The 17,466-nt window shown below is 68.4% G+C and carries 16 protein-coding genes; 7 read left to right on the top strand and 9 right to left on the bottom strand.

Going from position 1 to position 17,466, the window contains the following annotated elements:
* Positions 1-16 precede the first annotated feature (16 nt).
* Positions 17-2,680, bottom strand: a complete 2,664-nt coding sequence (gene mutS / locus ACMX37_RS00810) for a DNA mismatch repair protein MutS (protein ID WP_483147081.1) — start codon at positions 2,678-2,680, stop codon at positions 17-19.
* 152 nt (positions 2,681-2,832) lie between these two features.
* On the opposite strand from mutS, the gene ACMX37_RS00805 reads away from it, so the two are divergent.
* The gene (locus tag ACMX37_RS00805; RefSeq protein ID WP_483147080.1) at positions 2,833-5,106 is read left to right on the top strand and encodes an NADP-dependent malic enzyme; all 2,274 of its coding nucleotides are present in this window, start codon (positions 2,833-2,835) and stop codon (positions 5,104-5,106) included.
* Between the two features lie 45 nt (positions 5,107-5,151).
* On the opposite strand, the gene ACMX37_RS00800 is transcribed toward ACMX37_RS00805, so the two are convergent.
* Complete coding sequence (locus ACMX37_RS00800; RefSeq protein WP_483147079.1) at positions 5,152-5,652, bottom strand: DUF892 family protein; 501 nt, start codon at positions 5,650-5,652, stop codon at positions 5,152-5,154.
* A gap of 144 nt (positions 5,653-5,796) precedes the next feature.
* On the opposite strand from ACMX37_RS00800, the gene ACMX37_RS00795 reads away from it, so the two are divergent.
* From ACMX37_RS00795 to ACMX37_RS00785, 3 genes are all read left to right on the top strand, one after another.
* A complete protein-coding gene (locus tag ACMX37_RS00795; protein WP_483147078.1) occupies positions 5,797-6,201 on the top strand; it encodes a hypothetical protein in 405 nt (134 codons plus the stop codon).
* A 76-nt stretch (positions 6,202-6,277) separates the two neighbouring features.
* Positions 6,278-7,624, top strand: a complete 1,347-nt coding sequence (locus ACMX37_RS00790; RefSeq protein ID WP_483147077.1) for a metal-dependent hydrolase family protein — start codon at positions 6,278-6,280, stop codon at positions 7,622-7,624.
* On the top strand, positions 7,625-8,656 hold the full coding sequence (locus tag ACMX37_RS00785; RefSeq protein WP_483147076.1) for an endonuclease/exonuclease/phosphatase family protein: 1,032 nt from the start codon (positions 7,625-7,627) through the stop codon (positions 8,654-8,656).
* A gap of 3 nt (positions 8,657-8,659) precedes the next feature.
* Here ACMX37_RS00785 and trmB read toward each other — a convergent pair whose 3' ends face one another.
* The 6 genes from trmB to lptB form a co-directional block, all read right to left on the bottom strand.
* Positions 8,660-9,361: a tRNA (guanine(46)-N(7))-methyltransferase TrmB gene (trmB, locus tag ACMX37_RS00780; RefSeq protein WP_483147075.1), complete on the bottom strand. Its 702-nt coding sequence runs from the start codon at positions 9,359-9,361 to the stop codon at positions 8,660-8,662.
* Between the two features lie 31 nt (positions 9,362-9,392).
* Complete coding sequence (locus ACMX37_RS00775) at positions 9,393-9,713, bottom strand: hypothetical protein (protein WP_483147074.1); 321 nt, start codon at positions 9,711-9,713, stop codon at positions 9,393-9,395.
* Positions 9,714-9,719: 6 nt separating this feature from the next.
* Positions 9,720-9,926 (bottom strand): hypervirulence associated TUDOR domain-containing protein, encoded by a 207-nt coding sequence (locus tag ACMX37_RS00770; protein WP_483147073.1) that lies wholly within the window; start codon positions 9,924-9,926, stop codon positions 9,720-9,722.
* Positions 9,927-10,173: 247 nt separating this feature from the next.
* Positions 10,174-10,869 carry a response regulator transcription factor CtrA gene (ctrA, locus tag ACMX37_RS00765; RefSeq protein WP_483147072.1) on the bottom strand — a complete coding sequence of 232 codons (696 nt, stop codon included), beginning with the start codon at positions 10,867-10,869 and terminating at the stop codon, positions 10,174-10,176.
* Between the two features lie 212 nt (positions 10,870-11,081).
* Entirely contained in the window at positions 11,082-12,581 is a 1,500-nt protein-coding gene (rpoN, locus tag ACMX37_RS00760) for an RNA polymerase factor sigma-54 (protein WP_483147071.1), read from the bottom strand.
* A 130-nt stretch (positions 12,582-12,711) separates the two neighbouring features.
* Positions 12,712-13,491, bottom strand: a complete 780-nt coding sequence (gene lptB, locus ACMX37_RS00755; protein ID WP_483147070.1) for an LPS export ABC transporter ATP-binding protein — start codon at positions 13,489-13,491, stop codon at positions 12,712-12,714.
* Between the two features lie 252 nt (positions 13,492-13,743).
* On the opposite strand from lptB, the gene ACMX37_RS00750 reads away from it, so the two are divergent.
* Entirely contained in the window at positions 13,744-14,121 is a 378-nt protein-coding gene (locus tag ACMX37_RS00750; protein ID WP_483147069.1) for a hypothetical protein, read from the top strand.
* Positions 14,122-14,373: 252 nt separating this feature from the next.
* On the opposite strand, the gene ppa is transcribed toward ACMX37_RS00750, so the two are convergent.
* Positions 14,374-14,907 carry an inorganic diphosphatase gene (ppa, locus tag ACMX37_RS00745; protein ID WP_483147068.1) on the bottom strand — a complete coding sequence of 178 codons (534 nt, stop codon included), beginning with the start codon at positions 14,905-14,907 and terminating at the stop codon, positions 14,374-14,376.
* A gap of 129 nt (positions 14,908-15,036) precedes the next feature.
* Between ppa and hisS the strand changes: the two genes are divergently transcribed.
* Positions 15,037-16,287 (top strand): histidine--tRNA ligase, encoded by a 1,251-nt coding sequence (hisS, locus tag ACMX37_RS00740; RefSeq protein WP_483147067.1) that lies wholly within the window; start codon positions 15,037-15,039, stop codon positions 16,285-16,287.
* A gap of 94 nt (positions 16,288-16,381) precedes the next feature.
* On the top strand, positions 16,382-17,464 hold the full coding sequence (gene prfA / locus ACMX37_RS00735) for a peptide chain release factor 1 (protein WP_483147066.1): 1,083 nt from the start codon (positions 16,382-16,384) through the stop codon (positions 17,462-17,464).
* Positions 17,465-17,466 lie beyond the last annotated feature (2 nt).

Genomic DNA, 17,466 nt, shown 5'->3' with positions numbered 1-17,466 from the left:
CCTAGCAGGAACGCGGTTAAGCCTTGGTTGAGGGGCGCCCCGAGGCGGTCGGCAGGGCGCGCTTCCATTCGTAGAGCAGATCGAGCGCCTTGCGCGGGCTGAGCGCGTCGAGATCGGCGGCCCGCAGCGCCTCGGCGAGCTGCTGTTCGGGCGTGGCCTGCGCCGGTTCGGGGGCCCGCATCGCGGCGAAAAGCGGCAGGTCGCCCAGCCCCGCGGCGATGCCGCCGGTCGCCTCGCGGGTCGCTTCGAGCTTCTCCAGCACCGCCTTGGCCCGCGCCACCACCGGAGCGGGAACCCCGGCGAGCCGCGCAACGGCAAGGCCGTAGGAGCGGTCGGCCGGCCCGTCGGCAAGTTCGTGGAGGAGCACCAGATCACCCTGCCACTCGCGCGCGCGGACGTGGTGGAGCGAGAGCGCCTCGCAGGTCTCGGCGAGGCGCGCAAGTTCATGATAATGCGTGGCAAACAGGCAGCGGCAGGCGATCTGCGAATGCACCGCCTCGGCCACCGCCCAGGCCAGCGCGAGGCCGTCATAGGTCGATGTCCCGCGCCCGACCTCGTCGAGGATCACGAAGCTGCGATCCGTCGCCTGCGCCAGAATGGCGGCGGTCTCGACCATCTCGACCATGAAGGTCGAGCGCCCCCGCGCGAGGTTGTCGGCCGCGCCCACCCGGCTGAACAACCTGTCGACGAGGCCGATACGGGCTGCCGATGCAGGCACAAAGACCCCCGCTTGCGCCAGCAACACGATGAGGGCGTTCTGCCTGAGGAAGGTCGACTTGCCGCCCATGTTGGGGCCGCCGATCAGCCACAGGCGGTTGTCGCCGGAAAGGTTGCAGTCATTGGCCACGAAACGCTCGCCGGACTTCGCCAGCGCCGCCTCGACCACCGGATGTCGCCCGCCGGTGATGGCGAGCCCCGCATCCTCGGCAATCTCGGGACGGCACCAGTCGCCCTCCGCCGCCCGCTCGGCATTGCCCGCGCCGACATCGAGCCGGGCGAGCGCGGCGGCGGTCGCGGCGATGCTCTCGCGCGCGGCGACGACTTCGGCCACCAGCGTCTCGAAATGCGCTTCCTCGCAGGCGAGCGCATGACCCCCGGCCTCGGCGATGCGGGCGGCTTCCTCGTGGAGACGCACCGAGTTGAACCGCACCGCGCCCGCCATCGTCTGGCGGTGGGTGAAGCCGCTGTCCGGCGCCATCAGCGCATCGGCATGGCGCGCGCCGACCTCGATGAAATAGCCTAGCACCCCGTTGTGGCGGATCTTGAGCGAGGCGATGCCGGTTTCCTCGCGGTAGCGCGCCTCCATCGCCGCAATCGCGCGGCGCGCATCGCCCGAGGTGGCGCGCAACTCGTCGAGCGAGGCGTCGTAGCCGTCGGCGATGAAGCCGCCATTGCCGCGCTCGGTCGGCGGCGAGGGGACGAGCGCGCGGCTCAGAAGATCGGTGAGCGCGCCGTGGCCGGTCAGGCGCGCGGTGACCTCCTCCAGCAGCGCAGGCGCATCGGGCGCACCCGCCAGCCATTGGTGGAGCCGCGCCGCCTCGGAAAGTCCGTCGCGCAGCTGGCCGAGATCGCGCGGCGAACCCCGCCCCGCCACCACCCGCCCGAGCGCGCGGCCGAGATCGGGTATGGCGCGCAGGATATCGCGCAGCTGCGCCCGCTCGATGGGCCGGTCGCGCCAGAACTGCACCAGCGCGAGCCGCGCCTCGATGGCGGCGGCATCGAGCAGCGGCGCGGACAGGTCCTCCGCCAGCAGACGCGAGCCTGCCCCCGTCACGCAGCGGTCGACCGCGCCGATCAGGCTCCCCGCGCGGCCCCCGTGGGCGGATTCGAGGATCTCGAGGCTCCCCCGCGTCGCCGCGTCCATCGCCATCGTGCTCCGGCTCTCGCGCACCACCGGGGGGAGCAGCAGCGGCAGATTGCCGCGCCCGACATGGTCCAGATAGCTCACCAGCCCGCCTGCCGCCGCCAGCATCGCGCGGCTGAACGCCCCGAAGGCATCGAGCGTGGCGACGCCGTGCACCGCCTTCAACCGCTCCGCCCCGGCATCGCTGGCGAAGGTCGAGCGGGGGCGGAAGATCGCCTCGTCCGGCCCGTGCGGCCAGTCTTCGGGCACCACCACCTCGCTCGGGGAAATCCGCGCCAGCACCGCACCGAGGTGATCGGGCGCACATTCCTCCAGCACCATCGCGCCGGTCGAGACGTCGACCGCCGCCACCCCCACCGCCTCGCGCAGTTCCGCCAGCGCGACCAGCACGTTGGCGCGGCGCGGTTCGAGCAGGGCTTCCTCGGTCAGCGTCCCCGCCGTGACCAGCCGCACGATGCTGCGTCCGACCAGCACCTTGGACGAGGGCGTGCCCTCGCGCTTGGCCCGCGCCTTGGCCTCCTCGGGCGTTTCGACCTGCTCGGCAATCGCGACCCGCTCGCCCGCGCGGATCAGCCGCGCAAGGTAGCTCTCCGCCGAATGCACCGGCACCCCGCACATCGGGATCGGCGCCCCGCCATGCTCGCCGCGCGTGGTCAGGGCGATATCGAGGATTGCCGCGGCGCGCTTGGCATCCTCGAAAAACAGCTCGAAGAAATCGCCCATCCGGTAGAACAGCAGCGCATCGCCCGCCTCCTCCCGCAGGCGCAGATATTGCGCCATCATCGGGGTGGGTTTCGGATCGTCGAGCGCGGCCATCGCCCTCGCCTACCCCCATGCGGCCCGATTCGGGAATGAGGACACTTGCAGCTTTCCCCGAACCTGGTGCGATAAACGGCCTATCGCATCGGCCTCACCGGCGCTAAGCGAGGCGCGATTGACCTTGGGGAAAGCAGAAGGGATCGGGCACCATGGCCGAGGAAAACGCGGGACAGAACCGGGGCGGCTTCACCGCGCGCGAGGCGCTGTTCTATCACGAGACGATCCGCCCGGGTAAGCTCGAGATCGTCGCCACCAAGCCGATGACCTCGCAGCGCGACCTGTCGCTGGCCTATTCGCCCGGCGTGGCCGTGCCCGTGGAAGCGATCGCCGCCGACCCCTCATTGGCCGCGCGCTACACCGCCAAGGCGAACCTTGTGGCGGTGATCTCCAACGGGACCGCGATCCTCGGCCTCGGCAATCTCGGCGCGCTGGCGTCCAAGCCGGTGATGGAGGGCAAGGCGGTGCTGTTCAAGCGCTTCGCCGACGTCGATTCCATCGACATCGAACTCGCCACGGAAGACCCGGAAGCCTTCATCAACGCCGTCGCCCTGATGGAGCCGACCTTCGGCGGCATCAACCTCGAGGACATCAAGGCCCCCGAGTGCTTCATCATCGAGGCCGCGCTGCGCGAGCGGATGAAGATCCCGGTGATGCACGATGACCAGCACGGCACCGCGATCATCACCGCGGCGGGCCTGCTCAATGCCTGCCACCTGACCGGGCGCGACATCAAGGACGTGAAGGTGGTGGTGAACGGCGCGGGCGCGGCCGCCATCGCGTGCACCGCACTGGTCAAGGCGATGGGGGTCAAGCACGACAACGTCATCATGTGCGACCGCTCCGGCCCGATCACCCCGGGCCGCGAGGGGATGGACCAGTGGAAGAGCGCCCATGCGGTCGCCACCAGCGCGACCAGCCTCGAAGAGGCGCTGGTGGGCGCGGACATCTTCCTCGGCCTGTCGGCGGCGGGGGCATTGAAGCCCGAGTGGGTCAAGAAGATGGCCGACCGGCCGATCATCTTCGCGATGGCGAACCCCGTGCCCGAGATCATGCCCGACGAGGCCAAGGCCGTGCGCCCCGACGCGATCATCGCCACGGGCCGTTCGGACTTCCCCAACCAGGTCAACAACGTCCTCGGCTTCCCCTTCATCTTCCGCGGCGCGCTCGACGTGCAGGCGACCACCATCAACGAGGAGATGAAGGTCGCCGCCGCCCAGGCCATCGCCGAGCTCGCCCGCCAGCAGGTGCCCGAGGAAGTGGCGCTCGCCTATGGCAAGAACCACAAGTTCGGCACCGACTACATCATCCCCGCCCCCTTCGACCCGCGCCTGATCGAGGTCGTGTCCTCCGCGGTCGCAAAGGCGGCGATGGATTCGGGCGTGGCGCGCGCGCGGATCGAGGATTTCGAGGCCTACCGCGTCGCCCTGCGCTCGCGGCTCAACCCGACCACCTCGGTGCTCTCGGGTGTCTACGAGATCGCCAAGGCCAATCCCAAGCGGATGGTCTTCGCCGAGGCCGAGGAGGAGGTGGTGCTGCGCGCCGCGATCCAGTTCCGCGATTTCGGCTACGGCATCCCGATCCTGGTGGGCCGCACCAAGGCGGTGGTCGACAAGCTCCACCAGCTTTCGGTGAGCGATCCGGGCAGCTTCGAGATCCAGAACTCGGCCGACAGCGAGCACGTGCCGGCGATGGTGGACTATCTCTACAAGCGCCTCCAGCGGCGCGGCTACACCGAGCGCGACGTGCGGCGCATGGTCAACCAGGACCGCAACGTCTTCGCCTCGCTGCTGGTCGCGCTGGGCCACGGCGACGGGATCATCACCGGCATGACCCGCACCTTCGCCCAGACGGTGCGCGAGGTGAACCTCGTGCTCGATCCCAAGGAAGGCGCGCTGCCTTTCGGCATCCACATGATGATTGGCAAGAACCACACGACCTTCCTCGCCGACACCACGATCAACGAGCGGCCCAACGCGCAGGAACTCGCCCACATCGCCAAGGAAACGGCGGCTGTGGCGCGGCGCATGGGGCACGAGCCGCGGGTGGCGTTCCTCAGCTACTCGACCTTCGGCAACCCCTCGGGCCAGTGGCTCGCCAGCATCCGCGAGGCGGTGGCGATCCTCGACAGGGAGGATCCGGGCTTCGAATACGAAGGCGAAATGGCCCCCGACGCGGCGCTCAACCCCAAGGTGATGGCGCTCTATCCCTTCAGCCGCCTCTCCGGACCCGCCAACGTGCTGGTCATGCCGGGGCTGCAATCGGCAAACCTGTCGGCCAAGCTTCTGCGCGAGCTGGGGAGCAATTCCACCATCGGCCCGATGCTGATCGGGATGGAAAAGCCGGTGCAGATCGTGCCGATGACCGCGAGCGCGCCCGACGTGCTGACGCTGGCGGTGCTGGCGGGCGCGGGGGTGGTGGGCTGAGAACGACGCGCCAGGCCGCGGGGCCGGGCGCGTCGTCCTGCCGCATCAGGCCTCGGCAGCGGCGGGGTTGACCTCGCCCGAGGCGATCGCGGTCATCTTCTTGTCGCCGCCGCGGGTATCCTCGAGGCATTGCGACAGCACCCCGGCATCGTCCTCCAGCCCCAGCCGGCGGGCGAAGGCGGCGGCGGTGCCGTAGCCCGAGATGCCGTAATGCGTCATGCGCTGGTACTGGGCGATGATCGAGGCATCGCGCACGTCCTCGTCCGAGAAATCGGCCTCCACCCCATGCGCGCGGGCCTCGGCGGCGAGGCCTTCCATGCCCTTGCAGTGCTCGCCGCGCGGGTTGGCGTCGTGGTTCTCGATCAGGGACTTGAGCTGCTCCATCCCTTCCTCGATCCCCTCGGCCCCGGCGGAAAGCGCCTTGCGCAGCTCGCTCGAACGCGCCGTGTCGTGCAGCTCGCGGGTGACGTGCAGGGCCTGGCGGTTCGCGCTGTAGAGGTCCTGCAGCTGGTCGATGTAGAGGTCCTTGAGCGTCGAGATGGTCATGTCGGTCGTCTCCGGTGAAAGGGTTGCGCCCCCGCAGGAGACACTGGCGGACGACGGGCGGCGATGTTCTGACCTGTGTGTGCTATCCTCGCGCGGACAGGACGAGGTGCGGGCCGGATGCGGCAGGCCGAAAGGAACGGCGGGATGATGCGGACGGGACTGGCGGCGCTGGCCTACTGGGGGATCGTCTTCGCGCTCGGCTTCGTGCTCGGCACGGTGCGGGTGCTGTGGCTCGCGCCGCTGGTCGGAGTGCTCCCGGCCACCGCGCTGGAACTGCCGGTAATGCTGGCGGCGAGCTGGATCGCGGCAGGCTGGGTCACGCGCCGCTTCGGCATCGCCGGAGCGGGCGAGGCGCTGGCGACGGGCGGCCTCGCCTTCGCGCTGCTGCTGGCGGCGGAATGCGCGCTGGCGGCGGCGACCGGCCAGACGCCGGCGCAATGGCTCGCCGGCCTGCGCCAGCCGCACGCGCTGCTCGGCCTCGCGGGGCAGGCGGTGTTCGCGGTGCTGCCGTGGTGGCGGACCAGGCAGGCGCGCGCCGACCGAATGTGACCGCCGCCGGCAAGGCATTGGCTTTCCTGCGATATCGTGACATGCTCGCGCGCAACAAGGGCGAGGGGAGAACGACATGCTGACAGCTTTCCGGCGCGGGGCGCTCGCGGTGCTCTGGAGCGCGGTGATGGCCACGGCCGCCCCGCTGGCGGCGCAGGACGCGCCGGCACCCGAGGTCGTCTTCGCCAATGTCCGCGTGTTCGACGGCACCGCCGACCAGCTCTCCGGCCCCACCACCGTGGTGGTGCGCGGCAACACCATCGCCGCGATCGGACCGGATGCCGCGCCCTCCTCGCCCGATGCCACGGTGATCGACGGGACGGGCCAGACCCTGATGCCCGGCCTGATCGACAACCACGTGCACATGATGTTCAACAGCCTCTCGCCCGCGCAGATGGCCGCGCCCGACATGAGCCTCGAGAAAATTGTCCAGCTCTCCGCCGGACAGTCGCGCGCGATGCTGCTGCGGGGCTTCACCGCGGTGCGCGACGTGGGCGGGCCGTCGTTCATGCTCAAGCGCCTGATCGATAGCGGCAAGGTGATGGGCCCGCGCATCTGGCCGTCCGGCCCGATGATCTCCCAGACCTCGGGCCATGCCGACCTGCGTCACCCCCACGAACCCTCGCGCCGCTTTTCGGGCAAGATGTCCAAGGCCGAGGAAGTCTGGGCGAGCGTCATCGCCGACGGGCGCGACGAGGTGCTGACCGCGGTGCGCGAGAACCTCAGGATGGGGGCGAGCCACATCAAGATCGCGGCGGGCGGCGGCACCAGTTCGGAATACGACCCGCTCGACGTGACGCAATACACGCTCGACGAGATGAAGGCTGCGGTCGATGCCGCCTCGGACTGGAACACCTATGTCACCGTCCACGCCTACCACCCCAAGTCGGTGCGCCGCGCGATCGAGGCCGGGGTGAAGGTGATCGAGCACGGCAACCTGCTCGACGAGGATACGCTCAGGCTGATGGCCGAAAAGGGCATCTGGTTGTCGGGGCAGATGTTGGTCGAATCGACCGAGGCGATGGACCCGAAGCGGCGCGAGAAGCGCAAGCCGGTGATCGAGGGGCAGCAGATCGTCTGGCCGATGGCCAAGCGGCTCGGGGTGAAGCTGGCGTGGGGCACGGACTTCCTGTTCGAGCCCGATCTCAACGCCCAGCAGAACGCCTACATCCTGCGGCTGAAGCCCTTCTTCACCCCGGCCGAGCTCCTGAAGCTGGTCACCTCGCAGAACGCCGAGCTGCTCGCCCTGTCCGGCCCGCGCACGCCCTATGAGGGGCGGCTCGGCGTGGTCGCGGAAGGCGCTCTGGCCGATCTCCTGCTGGTGCGCGGCGATCCGCTCGCCAACATCGACCTGATCGGCGATCCGGCGGCGAACTTCACCGTGATCATGAAGGACGGCGTGATCGTGAAAGGCGGACGCTGAATGCCGCGCGGGTTCTGGCCGCTGGCCCTGATGCTCGGGGCAGGGGGCTGCGTCTCCTATCCCTCCGTGCCGCCGCTGGCCGAGGCCGTGCCCGCAGCGGACGGCCCGGCCCCGGCGACGATCAGCGTGATGACCTACAACATCGAAGGCCTGACCTGGCCCGCGCGCACCGGGCGCAGGCCCTCGCTGGAAGCCATCAGCGCCGAATTCGCGCGGATGGAGCAGGCGGGCGAGCTGCCCGACGTGATCGTGTTCCAGGAAGCCTTCAGCACCTCGGCCCTGCGCACGGCATCGGCCACTCCGCACCCCCACTTTGCACTCGGCCCGCGTGCCCGGACCCGTTCCGGCCTGCCGCGCACCCGCGATCCGGTGCTGCGCAAACGCAACGTCCTCAACGGCGAATGGGGCCTCCGCGTCATGGGCAGCGGCCTTGCCATCGCCTCGCGCTATCCGATCACCGCCGCATTCAGCCTGGCCTACGGCCCGACGAGCTGCGCGGGGCTCGACTGCCTGGCCAACAAGGGCATCCTGCTGGTGCGGATCGCGGTCCCCGGGTATGCCGAGCCCTTCGAGATCGCCACCACCCACATGAACTCGCAGGGTGCCTCGAAAGCACCGCCCGAAAAGCACCTCGCGGCGCACAACGCCCAGTCGGCAGAGCTGGCCGCCTTCCTCGACCGGGTGAGCAGTGTCGCCAGTCCGCTGATCATTGCGGGCGATTTCAACATGCGGCGCAGCCCCGCGCGGCTCGATGCCTTCGAGACCCAGAACGGCTACCAGCTCGCCCGCCGCTACTGCCTCGGGGCGCGCGACGACCCGGCCCTGCCGGCCTGCGATATCCGCATGAGCTTCGACGGGGACGAACCCTGGCTCGATACGCAGGACCTGCAGATCTACGACAATGGCGCAGCCGTCGCGTTGCGCCCGATGCGGATCGAGGCGTGGTTCGACGGGCCGGATTCAGGCGGCAGGCTGTCCGATCACGACGCCTATGTCGTCACCTACGCGATCGAACCGGCCCCCGCAGGCTAGGCCTCAGCGCCGGCGGAAGCGGAAATACCAGACCTCGTGGCCGTAGACGGTGCGGGCCTTGTGCTCGTAGCGGGTCTCGGGCCAGCCGGAGGGGCGGACCTGCCAGTTCGCGGGCTTCTCCACCACCCATTCGAACAGGTCCGTGTGGCGCTGCATCACCATCAGCGCGTGACGCAGGTAGACCGCGTGGTCGGTGCCGAAGCGGAACTCGCCGCCCGGCTTCATCTTCTGCGCGAACAGGCGCACCGGGCCATCGTTCATCATCCGGCGCTTGGCGTGGCGGGCCTTGGGCCAGGGATCGGGGTGGAGCAGGTAGAGCATCGTCAGCGCGCCGTCGGGGACCCGCTGGAGCACGTCCAGCGCATCGCCGTGGTGGAGGCGGACATTGGCGAGCCGCTGGTCGGCGACATGGGTGAGCGCCTGCGCCACGCCGTTGACGAAGGGCTCGGCCCCGATGAAGCCGTGGTCGGGCAGCAGGTCGGCGCGGTAGGCGAGATGCTCGCCCCCGCCGAAGCCGATCTCGAAATGGAGCGGGCGATCATCGCCGAACAGCACCTCGGACGTCACCGCTCCCTCGGCCGGCACGGCGATCTGGGGCAGGAGATTGTCGACCAGCGACTGCTGGTACTTGCGCAGCTTCTTGCCCACGCTGCGGCCATAGAGCCGCGTGATGGTGGTGGGATCGCCTTCCTTGAACGCCGTCATGCCGGGCGCTTGGCATCGGCCCGCGCGGGGGTCAATCCTCGAGGCTTTTCGCCTTGCGCTCCGCCCAGTCCTTCCCGGCGTCCCCGCCCCACAGGAGCCACGCGATGTAACCGGCGCTCGAATCCTTGTCAGAGCCCCATTCGTGCGTCTTCGTGTCCTTGTCGACCGCGTGGCGCGCGAAGTAGCTCTTCATCGACTTGACGTCCTCGGCGCTGACGGGATCGCGATTGGCGAGCTGCTCGGCGCGCGCGACGCCCACCTCGGTCCCGCCGCGCCCGAACTTCTCGCGCAGCCGTAATCCGTGCCGCGCTGCCGAGGCCATGCGGTGGGTCGGCGTGAAGGTCTTCTCCACCACGGCTCAGACCTTCCTGAGCGCCGAGGGCTTGTGGGCGGCCTGCTTGCCCTCGTCGGTCTCGACCAGATATTGCGGATCGTCCTGCGAGGCGGCGACCTTGTGGCCCTTGATCTGGCATTCGGAGGTGAGCCTCTTCACCACCTTGCCGTGGGCCGTGCCGCCGTGGCTCGACCACGTGACCCTGTCGCCTGCCTTGAGATTGTCGGCCATTTCCAGTGCTCCTTCATGGCTAGAGAAGGTTGGCACAGGGGCGGCAGAGCGTCGTTCCGACATCCTCCGCGAGCCGGGCCTCAGACAAGGCGAAACGCCCGGAGCCGAGGGGCCCGGGCGTTCCAATGATTGTGAGTATGAATCGGCCCGAAGGGCCGCGAGCGCACGCGCGCGAGCCGCAGTTGCTCCGTCGCGAAGCGACGGAAACGCATCGAGGACGAGGGCCCGGATGGGCCCTCGCAACCAGTTACGCCGCTTCCACCGCCTCGTCGGCATCGCGCAGCACGTAGCCGCGGCCCCAGACGGTCTCAATGTAGTTCTCGCCGCCGCAGGCCAGCGACAGCTTCTTGCGCAGCTTGCAGATGAACACGTCGATGATCTTGAGTTCCGGCTCGTCCATCCCGCCGTAGAGGTGGTTGAGGAACATTTCCTTGGTGAGCGTGGTGCCCTTGCGCAAGCTGAGCAGCTCCAGCATCGCGTATTCCTTGCCGGTGAGGTGCACGCGGGCCCCATCGACCTCGACCGTCTTGGCGTCGAGGTTCACCGCCAGCTTGCCGGTGCGGATGACCGACTGCGAGTGGCCCTTGGAGCGGCGCACCACTGCATAGATGCGGGCGACCAGTTCCTCGCGGTGGAAGGGCTTGGTGACGTAATCGTCGGCGCCGAAACCGAAGGAGCGGATCTTCGAATCCATTTCGGAAATGCCCGAGAGGATCAGCACAGGGGTCTGCACCTTGGCGACGCGCAGCTTCTTGAGCACGTCGTAGCCGTGCATGTCGGGCAGGTTCAGGTCGAGCAGGATGATGTCGTAGTCATAGAGCTTGCCGAGGTCCAAACCCTCTTCGCCGAGGTCGGTCGAATAGACGTTGAAGCCTTCGGTGGTGAGCATCAGCTCGATCGCCTTGGCGGTGGTCGGTTCGTCTTCGATGAGCAGAACGCGCATTTTCGTCCCCCGTATTCCGGTGTCTTACCCCTGGTAACCCCCGCTTAGGAGAGGTTGCCGCCTGTTAACCACGCTGCTTCTCACCAAAAAAGGTTAATAAGAGGTTTAGGGCGTTAACTTTTTGGAGTGAGTCTTTCGAGTCACACTGCCGGGCGGTGACCGGCGGAGCGACGATAGTCTTCCGGCCCGCCGGTCGCCCTCCGCACGAACCCCTAGCTAGCCCCTGCGAGCTTCTTGGCCCGCCGCCGCTCGGCGCTCGATCCGAGGCCGATCGCCTCGCGGTACTTCGCCACCGTGCGCCGGGCGAGATCGAAGCCTTCCTTCTGGAGCATCTCGGCAAGCTGCTGGTCGGACAGGATGTTCTTCACCGTCTCGGCATCGATCAGCGCCTTGATCCGCGCCTTGATCGCCGCGCTCGATGCGCCCTCGCCGTCGGCGGACGCGACGCCGCTGGTGAAGAAGTACTTGAGTTCGAAGGTTCCGCGCTCGCACCACAGATACTTGTTGCTGGTGACGCGGGAGACGGTGCTTTCGTGCATCCCGATCTGCTCGGCCACCTCGCGCAGGGTGAGCGGGCGCAGTTCGGCGACGCCCCGGCGGAAGAAGCCGTCCTGCTGCCTCACGATCTCCGCGGCGGTCTTGAGGATGGTCTTCTGCCGCTGGTCGAGCGCGCGGATCAGCCAGTGCGCGTCCGCCAGCTTCTCCTTGAGCCAGCTCTGCGATTCGCGGCTGGTCGCCCCGGCATCGAGTTCGAGATAGTAGCCGCGGTTGACGATCAGGCGGGGCAGCGTCTCCTCGTTCAAGGCAATGTCCCAGCCTCCGCCCGCATTGGCGCTGACGAGGATGTCGGGCACCACGGTGCCGGTCTCGGCCGGCGCGAAGGCGAGGCCCGGGCGCGGGTTGTAGCCGCGCAGTTCGCGCAGCATGTCGGCGAAGTCCTCGTCGTCCACCCGGCACAGGCGCTTCAGCCGCTCCACCTCGCCGCGCGCGACCAGATCGAGATTGGCGATCAGCGCCGCCATGCAGGGATCATAGCGGTCGGCCTCGCGCGCCTGGATGGCGATGCATTCGGCAAGGCTGCGCGCGCCCACGCCCGAGGGGTCGAGCGACTGCACGAGTTCGAGCGCCGCCTCGGCCTCGTAGAGTTCGACCCCCAGATCCTCGGCGATGTCCTCGAGCGTGGCGGGAAGATAGCCCGCCTCGTCGAGCAGGCCGATGATGTGGCGGGCGACGAAGGCGGTGCGGGCATCGCGGGTGTGCGCACCGATCTGGCCTTCGAGATGCTCGGCAAGCGTCACCTCGGCGGCGCGCAGCTGCTCCCAGTCGGGCGTTTCGGCAAGGTCCCCGCCCGAGGCACCCGCCGCACCCCATTCGGCGTCGCGCATCGAGGGGCCGGCCCCGTCCCCGGTGTCGAAATCGCGGTCGACCGAGGCGAGATCGAGCGGCGCATCGCCCTCGCCCCCGCCCGCCAGCATCAGCTGGTCGGCGGTCGCCTCCTCGCCCGCGGGCGCGGCGATCTCGATGCGGTCGGCTTCCGCGCCCGGATCGGCCGGCCCGCCGGTGTCGAGCAGCGGATTGGCCTCCAGCGCCTCGGCGATGAAGGTCTCGATCTCGAGGTTGGAGGCCGCCAGCAGCTTGATCGCCTGCTGCAATTGCGGCGTCATCACCAGCGATTGCGTCTGCCGGATATCGAGCCTTGGTCCCAAGGCCATGGCGATGACCTCAGACCCCGTTCGCCCTGAGCCTGTCGAAGGGCTGCACTTCCTTTTTTCCGTTGGTCAGGAAGAAGGGCAGTGCTTCGACAAGCTCAGCACGAACAGATTGGGGAGAATGGAGCATGACCTAAAGCGTGAAGCTCTCACCCAGATACAAGCGCCGCACGTTCTCGTCGGCGACCAGTTCCTGCGGGGATCCGGCGAACAGCACCTGCCCGCCGTAGATGATGCAGGCGCGGTCGACGATGTCGAGCGTCTCGCGCACGTTGTGATCGGTGATCAGGACCCCGATGCCGCGCTGCTTGAGGTCCTTCACGAGGTCGCGGATATCGCTGATCGAGAGCGGATCGATGCCGGCGAAGGGCTCGTCGAGCAGCATGATCGAGGGCTTGGCCGCCAGCGCGCGGGCGATCTCGCAGCGCCGCCGTTCACCGCCCGACAGCGCCATCGCGGGCGATTCGCGCAGGCGGGTGAGGCCGAATTCGGAGAGCAGCCGCTCCAGCTCCGAGGCGCGGGTGGCCTTGTCGGGCTCGACCAGTTCGAGCACGCAGGCGATGTTCTGTTCCACGGTCATGCCGCGGAAGATGCTCGTTTCCTGCGGCAGGTATCCGAGGCCGAGGATCGCGCGGCGATACATCGGCAGCTTGGTCACATCCTCGCCGTCCATCAGGATGCGGCCCGAATCCGGCTTCACGAGGCCCATGATCGAGTAGAAGCAGGTGGTCTTGCCCGCCCCGTTGGGCCCGAGCAGGCCGAGCACCTCGCCCTTGGCGACGCTCAGCGAGATGTCGGTCAGCACCGCGCGCTTGTCGTAGCTCTTGGCGATCGAGATCACCTCCAGCCCGCTGCCCGTCGGCTGGACGGGTTCGGCCTCGCGGGGGGTGTCGGAGAGGGTGGTCGTGCTCATGTACCTGCCATCTTTAGCAGCCCTGTCGGGGGGCGAAAGACTCGACACGCACTTGGCAGGATTTTTGCTTAGCCCTGCGGCAATCGGGCCGGAACACCGCCGCGCAGGCCAACAAGCGGGCGATTTGAAAGGCTTGCCCCGCCCCTCTTGCAAGCCGCGCAACATTGTGTCGCAGCGGCGGCGGATGTTGCAACTTGAAGACGGCTTTGCGATACTGCCTCCATCGACACAGACCGTTGGGGAGCGGCACACATGGTGAATTCGGACCGGCGCATCGGGGGGCGCGCCATCCTGGCAAACGGGACGCGCGACTGGCGCAAGGCCATGAGCGACCATGTCGCCTATGGCCTGCTGGTCTACACCGGACTGCAGATCTTCGTGACGGTGAAGGCGCTGGCCGAGGGTTCCTCGACCGCGCTGCCCTATCTCGCGCTGATCGTGCTGGTAGCGGGGATCATCCCGGTGTGCCGCTGGTTCGAGAAACGCTGGGCCGACCTCGGCGACGAGCAGGGGACCGACCCGGCGATGGCCCCCGCCTTCCGCCGCGACGTGCTGACGCTGTGGGCGCTGGCGATCGGCCTGCCCTTCGGCCTGACGCTGATCTTCAGGATGTTGCTGAGCGTTTTCTAATTGCGGGCCCGCCTCCGCGGGCCCGTCCTCGGCGAGCTTCAGGCCCTTCGGGGCCTGATCGCCTGCGGGCGGCCGGTCGGCCTTGCGGTCGCTGACGCGACCGAGGATCTCACCTCAACTGATGGGAAGCGCTGAATTCGGACGCGCAAGCGGCCGCGAGCGCACGCGCGCGAGGCGCAGGTGCCGCGTGGCGCAAGCCACGGGAACAGCACCGATTGCGAACCCGCAGAGGCGGGTTCGCAATCGGGACTCCTATTGCCCCGCCTGATACCGCTCGATCGCCTCGATGGTGATCTGGCGCGCCTCGGCGGCGTTGCCCCACTTGCCCACGCGCACCCACTTTTCGGCCTCGAGGTCCTTGTAGTGGGTGAAGAAGTGCTCGATCTGCTGGAAGATGATGCTCGGCAGGTCGCTCGTCTCGATCACGTCGGCGTAGTAGGGGAAGGTCTCGTTGACCGGCACGCAGACCAGCTTCTCGTCGCCGCCCTGCTCGTCCTCGAGGTTCAGCACGCCGATCGGGCGCGCGCGCACCACGCAGCCCGGGATGAAGGGCGAGCGCGAGATCACCAGCGCATCGAGCGGGTCGCCGTCGGGCGAGAGCGTGTGCGGCACGAAACCGTAATTGGCCGGATAGCGCATCGGGGTGTGCAGGATGCGGTCGACGAACAGCGCGCCCGATTCCTTGTCGAACTCGTACTTCACCGGCTCCCCGCCGGTCGGCACTTCGATGATGACGTTGAGATCGTCGGGCGGATTGACGCCGGTGGGGATCTTGTCGATGCGCATGGGTTGTCCCTTATGGTTGGCCGTGCGTTTTCGCTTGCGGCGGAGAGGTTGGAACGCGACTTCGCGCCGCCCTTAATGCGTGGCGCAGGATTGCGAAAGGGGCTGTGTGGGCCTAATCGCGCGGGCGTCATGAGCAAGAAAACGCCCCAGGCCATCCGCGGCACCCAGGACATCTTCGGCGCCGAGGCCGAGGCCTTCGCCTTCGTGGTCGAGACCTTCGAACGCGTCCGCCGCCTCTACCGCTTCCGCCGGGTCGAGATGCCGGTGTTCGAGAAGACCGAGGTCTTCGCGCGCTCGCTCGGCGAGACGACCGACGTGGTGTCGAAGGAAATGTATTCCTTCGAGGACCGCGGCGGGGAGAGCCTGACCCTGCGCCCCGAATTCACCGCCGGGATCGCCCGCGCCTTTCTCACCAACGGCTGGCAGCAATATGCGCCGCTGAAGGTCGCGACCCACGGGCCGCTGTTCCGCTACGAGCGTCCGCAGAAGGGCCGCTACCGCCAGTTCCACCAGATCGACGCCGAGGTGATCGGCGCGGCCGAACCGCAGGCCGATGTCGAGCTGCTGGCGATGGCCGACCAGCTCTTGAAGGAGCTGGGTATCGCGGACGTGACCCTGCACCTCAACACGCTGGGCGATGCTGCCAGCCGCGAGGCATGGCGGGCGGCGCTGATCGACTATTTCCGCGCGGTGAAGGACGAGCTGTCGGAAGAGTCGCAGGAGCGGCTCGAGAAAAACCCGCTGCGGATCCTCGATTCCAAGGACCCGCGCGACAGGCCCTTCCTCGCCGACGCACCCAAGATCGACGCCTTCCTGTCGGAAGAGGCGAGCGCGTTCTTCGCGGCGGTCACGAGCGGCCTCGACGCGGCGGGCGTGAAGTGGGTGCGCGCCGAGAGCCTCGTGCGCGGCCTCGACTACTACCGCCACACCGCCTTCGAATTCATCCCCGACGAGGGCAGCGCCTCGGCCGCGGCGCTCGGCTCGCAGAGCACGGTGCTGGGCGGCGGGCGTTATGACGGGTTGATGGAGAGCCTCGGTGGCACGCCGACCCCGGCGGTCGGCTGGGCGGCAGGGATCGAGCGGCTGGCGATGCTGGTGGGCGCGCGGGAGGAGGCCAAGGCCGATGCCGTGGTGGTCGTCGAGAATGACGACCGCCTCGCCGACGCCATCGCGTTGATGGGCCGCCTTCGCGCGGCCGGTTTCTCGTCCGAACTCGTTGCCACCGGCTCGCCGCGCAAGCGTTTTGACAAGGCGAAGAAGCTGCCTTCGCACGCGCTGGTGTCTTTTGCTGTCACCGAGGAAGGCTCGCCCATGCGTGTGATGGGCGATGGCGGAGAGCGCCATACGGCGGTCGAGAGCTTCATTCTTGCTGGTCGATAGCCCGATCGTCGCCCCGGACTTGATCCGGGGCTCGGCTTCCTTTTCAGCCGCTCGCCACTAAAAAGCCTGGGTCCGCATCAGGTGCGGGCCGACGATGGAAGAAACCGAAGTGCAAATCCCCCCCGAACGCCTTGACCAGATCGCGCACCGCTTTGCGGAGCTGGAAGCGCGCATGGCCTCGGGCACGCTGGAGGGTGAGGCCTTCGTGCGCGCCTCCCGCGACTATGCCGAGCTTGAGCCAGTGGCGAAGATCGCAGCGGAAGTGAAAGCAGCGCGCGAGGAGATGGCGGGGCTGCAAGAGATGCTCGCAGACCCCGAGATGAAGGCGATGGCCGAGGAGGAGCTCGCCCACCTCAAGGCGACCCTCCCCGATCTCGAGCGTCTCCTCGCCATCGCGCTGCTGCCGCGCGATTCGGCAGACTCCAAGCCCGCCATGCTCGAAATCCGCGCGGGCACCGGGGGCGACGAGGCCGCGCTCTTCGCCGCCGATCTCTACCGGATGTACGAACGCTACGCCGCCGAGCAGGGCTGGAAGGTCGAGCCGGTCAGCATCAACGCCAGCGACATCGGCGGCTACAAGGAAGTGATCGCCAACGTCACCGGCACCGGCGTCTTTGCCAAGCTCAAGTTCGAAAGCGGCGTCCACCGCGTCCAGCGCGTGCCCGTGACCGAGAGCGGCGGGCGCATCCACACCTCGGCGGCGACCGTCGCAGTGCTGGCCGAGCCCGACGAGGTCGATGTCCAGATCGAGGACAAGGATCTCAAGATCGACGTCTACCGCGCGTCCGGCGCCGGGGGCCAGCACGTCAACACCACCGATTCGGCGGTGCGCATCACCCACCTGCCGACCGGCACCGTGGTGACCTGTCAGGACGGGCGCAGCCAGCACAAGAACCGCGAGAAGGCGATGCAGGTGCTGCGCACGCGGCTCTACGACGCCCAGCGCGAGGCGACGCAGGGTGCCGAGGCCGAGGCGAGGAAGGCGATGGTCGGCAGCGGGGATCGCTCGGAGCGGATCCGCACCTACAACTTCCCCCAGGGCCGCGTCACCGATCACCGCATCGGGCTGACGCTGCACAAGCTGGAAGAGGTGCTCGCCGGGCCCGGCCTCGCCGAACTGGTCGACGCCCTGATCGCCGAGGACGAGGGCAAGCGGCTGGCGGCGCTGGCGGAATAGTC

This window comes from Porphyrobacter sp. THAI-01a, assembly GCF_056868655.1.
Note: the sequence above shows the minus strand (reverse complement) of the source record. Positions and strands in the feature narration are given on the sequence as shown.